General features: G+C 45.1%; 5 protein-coding genes. All 5 read right to left on the bottom strand.

Translation table 11 applies throughout. The features are described from left to right. Nucleotides 1–37: 37 nt before the first annotated feature. A complete protein-coding gene (gene rbsB / locus Q0507_RS04665) occupies nucleotides 38–940 on the bottom strand; it encodes a ribose ABC transporter substrate-binding protein RbsB (RefSeq protein ID WP_298713097.1) in 903 nt (300 codons plus the stop codon). Nucleotides 941–949: 9 nt separating this feature from the next. Further along, on the bottom strand, nucleotides 950–1,885 hold the full coding sequence (locus Q0507_RS04660; protein WP_298713095.1) for an ABC transporter permease: 936 nt from the start codon (nucleotides 1,883–1,885) through the stop codon (nucleotides 950–952). Beyond that, entirely contained in the window at nucleotides 1,885–3,366 is a 1,482-nt protein-coding gene (locus tag Q0507_RS04655; RefSeq protein ID WP_298713093.1) for a sugar ABC transporter ATP-binding protein, read from the bottom strand. The genes Q0507_RS04660 and Q0507_RS04655 overlap by 1 nt, the downstream gene beginning before the upstream one ends. Before the next feature lie 152 nt (nucleotides 3,367–3,518). Further along, the gene (gene rbsD / locus Q0507_RS04650) at nucleotides 3,519–3,932 is read right to left on the bottom strand and encodes a D-ribose pyranase (RefSeq protein ID WP_298713089.1); all 414 of its coding nucleotides are present in this window, start codon (nucleotides 3,930–3,932) and stop codon (nucleotides 3,519–3,521) included. Nucleotides 3,933–3,959: 27 nt separating this feature from the next. After that, nucleotides 3,960–4,115, bottom strand: a 156-nt coding sequence (locus Q0507_RS04645) for a PfkB family carbohydrate kinase (RefSeq protein WP_298713102.1), incomplete at its 5' end; no start/stop codon positions are given.

Below are 4,115 nucleotides of genomic sequence, written 5' to 3'. Positions count from 1 at the left end.
GATGCGACTCTTTTTTGTACCCAGTTTCTATATACAATTATTTTGTAACAACTTTAAGATCTACAGGGATTTTAGCTTCTACAGCTTCGCCTTTGATAACTTTTTGAGCTGTATCGATAGCGATTTTACCCATTTGGTCTGGTTGTTGCGCAATTGTTGCAGCCAATGTGCCGTCTTTAACAGCTTTGTCTGCGTCAGCAGTACCGTCGAAGCCTACGATGAAGATTGTTTTGCCTGCGGATTTAGCTGCTTGGATTGCGCCCAATGCCATTTCGTCGTTATGAGCGAAGATAGCTTGTACGTCTGGGTTAGCTTGCAAGATATTAGTTGCTACGTTCAAACCTTTTGTACGGTCGAAGTCAGCACTTTGTTTTGCTACTACTGTTAAGTCTTTGTCAGCTACGTTGTGGAAACCTTGGCCGCGTTCACGAGTTGCGGAAGCACCAGGGATACCTTCAATTTCAGCTACTTTTGCAGCTTTGCCAACTTTATCAACGATAAGTTGAGCTGCCATTTCGCCGCCTTTTACGTTATCGGAAGCGATGTGAGCCACTACTTTGCCTTTATCAGCAGAGCGGTCAACAGTGATGACAGGAATGTTTTTAGCATTTGCTGCTTCTACGGAAGTAGAGATAGCTGCAGAGTCTACAGGGTTGATGATCAATACAGATACGCCGCTTTCAAGCAAGTCGGAAATGTCGTTTGCTTGTTTTGCAGGGTCGTTTTGAGCGTCAACGATTTTAACTTTAAGACCAAGCGCTTTAGCTTGAGCCTCAACGCCTTCTTTCATAGTTACGAAGAATGGGTTGTTCAATGTGGAAACAGAGAAGCCGATTGTGCCGGATTTTTTGTCGCCGCTGTTATCAGAACTTTTACCACAGCCTGCTACAAGACCGATAACCATGATAGCCATCGCCAACAGTAACAATAGTTTTTTCATAGGAACCTCCTAGGCTTTCTTGCGATCCGCAAGAACCGCCAATAAAATGACAATACCTTTTACGACTTGTTGATAGAAACTGGAAACGTCGAGAATATTTAACCCGTTGTTGAGGGTACCGATAATTAGGGCACCAATTAATGTGCCAACGATATGGCCACGACCACCAGCAAGGCTTGTGCCGCCAAGAACTACCGCCGCGATAGCGTCCAGTTCGTAGCCTGCACCTGCTGTAGGTTGTGCAGAGTTAAGACGAGAAGTGATGATTGCACCGGCGATACCACAGAGCATACCCGTTAAGGCATATACGAAGATTTTAACGCGGCCAATCTTGATACCAGCAATGTAACTAACCTTTTCACTGCCACCTACGGCGTATGTTTTACGACCTAAGGAGGTGCGGCTCAATACGAACCAGAGAATGATGAAAGCTAGGAACATAGTGATAGCTGGAACTGGAAGGCCTGCGATGTCCCCTTGGCCAAAGCCGTGGAATAGAGGATCTTGTGTAAGGCCGGAGATTGGGTTACCGTCTGTGAATACTAGCGTTGCACCACGGTAGATGGTCATGGTTGCCAAGGTAGCGATAAATGGAGCTACGCGGCCATAGGTGATAACGAGACCGTTAATACCGCCCAATACGAGGCCTGCACCTGCGGCTAATACGATAGCCAATACAGGGGCAGTACCAGTTACGATGAGGTTGGCCATCACTGCACTGGAGAGGGCGAGAATGGAACCAACGGATAAGTCGATACCGCCCGTTAAGATGACGAAAGTCATACCAAAGGCGATAATCGCATTGATGGATACTTGGCGCAACAAGTTACGTAAGTTAGAAAATTCAAGGAAACTGTCGTTCATGACAGATATAATGATAAATAATAGGATGAGGCCGATGAGGGGGCCTAATTTTTTTACATATTGCAGAGCTTTGCTGTCCATTATTGTCCTCCTGTAGCTAATGTCATAATCGATTCTGGTGTTGCATCGCTGCGGTCTAAGATACCTGCTACGCGACCTTCATGAATGACCATAACGCGGTCGCTCATGCCCAGCACTTCAGGTAACTCAGAGGAAACCATGATAATGGACACACCATCGTTCGTTAATTCGTTCATTAAATCATAAATATCACGTTTAGCACCGATATCGATACCGCGCGTAGGCTCATCCATGATAATAATAGATGGTTTTTTACCGACCCATTTAGCGATAACAACTTTTTGTTGGTTGCCACCAGAGAGGGAGGACGCCTCTTCGTGAATAGATTGTGTTTTAACACCTAGCTTTTTAGACAATTCATCAGCAAAGGAATTGAGTTTACTCTTATCTAGTACATGAGATGGACAAATCTCGCCAAGGTTCGGCAATGTAATATTGGAACCAATGGAGAAATCGAGGATCAACCCTTCGCTCTTTCTGTTTTCTGTGATGAAAGCAATGCCTGCTTTGATGGCATCTTCTGGTTTTTTACAGTTGAGAACGGATCCATTTACTGTTATGGTACCACCATTGTGCTTATCTACGCCGAAGATGGCGCGCATAATTTCTGTACGGCCAGCACCCATGAGACCTGCTACGCCGAGAATTTCACCTTTGCGTAAGGAGAAGTTAATTTCATTGTCGAAACCTTCTGGTTGAAGGTTATCAACGCTCATTACGACTTCGCCCGGTGTAGTGGTACGAGCCGGGTAGAACTCGTCGATAGAACGACCTACCATGTAACGTACTACTTCATCTACAGAAATTTCAGCGGTGGACTTCGTAATAATCGTGTGACCGTCACGCATAACCGTTATGGTGTCGCACTCGCTAAACACCTCTTCCATACGATGAGAGATATATACGATAGCCACACCGCGGGCTTTCATTTTGCGCATCATTTTGAACAATGTCGCCGTTTCACGCTCTGTGAGGGCTGCTGTCGGTTCGTCCATGATGACTACCTTGGCATCTAACATCAAGATACGAAGGATTTCTGTCATCTGTTGGTGACCGACGGAGCAAAGGCCTGCTTCCGTTGTGAGCGGTAATTCGATGCCCAACTCGCGGCAGGTGTTTTCTGCTTCAGTGAGCATCGCCTTTTTATCGAGCATACCAAAGCTGTTGTGCTTTGGTCTCATTAAATATAGATTTTCTAACAATGTTAAATTTGGCCAAATGTTGAGCTCTTGGTGAATAAAGGCAACACCGTTCAGCTCGGCCTCTCTCGGGTTCGGGAAAGTGCGCTCTACGCCGTCGATGGTGATCGTACCAGCATCCGCCTTATGAATACCAGTGAGGATGTTCATGAGGGTGGACTTGCCAGCGCCGTTTTCGCCCATCAAGGCGTGAACCTCGCCCTCTTTGAGGGTAATACTTACATCGCGCAGAACTTGGTTCGTACCAAATGCTTTCGCAATGCCTGACATAACAATTTCCATAACTACTCCTATATGATTGGTGAAAGTATCTCTAATGTATGTAATAGATTAGATGGTTAGGTAATCTTTGAAAGCTAATCTGTTTAATTTATAGAAACTGATTTATAGGTTCAGTTCCTTAACGTACAAACTTAGTTGGTTAATCTATTATTCTAGGGACGATCGCTGAAAATACAATCGGCGCGCAAGATAATATTCGCATACGGAGATGCTTCACCAGTTCTAATAATGCATTTGCATTGTTTGGTTGCTTCTTTGAAAGCATCATGGCTCGTCTTAATCCATTCGTATTGATTGGATGGGAAGGTAGACTCCAAAAAGTCATAAGCTTCAGGATTATTTTCTTTAATTTCTTTTGCTACATGAATCGCTTCGGATTTCATATGCTTAGCGATGATGGAGACCACTTGTTCAAAGCTTGGTACCCCAAAATCTAAGGCTAAGTCGATTTTTTGAACCCCTTCAGGCACTGGCAAGCCACAATCGGCGATACAAATCGTATCTGTGTGGCCGAGATCTGCAAGAACCTTAGCGATATGGCTATTTAAAATGCCCTGTCGTTGCATAGATAACTCCTTTTTCTATTCAATAGGTTAATTCTCTGCCAAGAATGCAGCGACCTCCTCCTTCGTAGGCATGCCGCCTTGGGCACCTAAGCGTTGGATGGAGAGGGCTGCTGCTGCATTGCCGTAGTGTAGAGCGTCGGCTAAGCTTTTACCATTGACAATAGCCGTTGCAAAGGCACCGTT

Source organism: uncultured Veillonella sp. (assembly GCF_938010505.1).
In the GTDB taxonomy this organism is placed as follows: domain Bacteria; phylum Bacillota; class Negativicutes; order Veillonellales; family Veillonellaceae; genus Veillonella.
Note: the sequence above shows the minus strand (reverse complement) of the source record. Positions and strands in the feature narration are given on the sequence as shown.